Origin of the sequence: Vibrio sp. T20, from assembly GCF_007858795.1 — a bacterium.
Classification (GTDB): domain Bacteria; phylum Pseudomonadota; class Gammaproteobacteria; order Enterobacterales; family Vibrionaceae; genus Vibrio; species Vibrio satsumensis.
This window is the reverse complement of the sequence record NZ_VFEB01000181.1, coordinates 1-254: the sequence shown is the minus strand read 5'-3', so window position 1 is coordinate 254 and position 254 is coordinate 1. Positions and strand designations below refer to the sequence as shown.

The following is a 254-nucleotide window of genomic DNA, read 5'->3' as shown; positions in this document are numbered from 1 at the left end:
TGTTTGTGCTACTAGGCATCGCTTACTGTGCATCGATTGGTGGCATCGCAACCTTAGTGGGTAGCCCACCAAACGCAATTGCTGCCGCAGAAGTTGGTTTAAGTTTCACAGAATGGATGGCACTTGGCCTACCTATCTCAATGATCTTATTGCCAATCACGATGATTGTTTTATACGTGATGACTAAGCCCAAGCTCGACCATAAATTCGAGCTAGACCACGCCCCTGTAGACTGGACAAACAGCAAAAAAATT

General features: G+C 45.7%; 1 protein-coding gene. It reads left to right on the top strand.

Annotation, left to right across the window (positions count from 1 at the left end; translation table 11 throughout):
- Nucleotides 1-254, top strand: a 254-nt coding sequence (locus tag FTW16_RS20075) for an SLC13 family permease (protein ID WP_146492264.1), incomplete at both ends; no start/stop codon positions are given.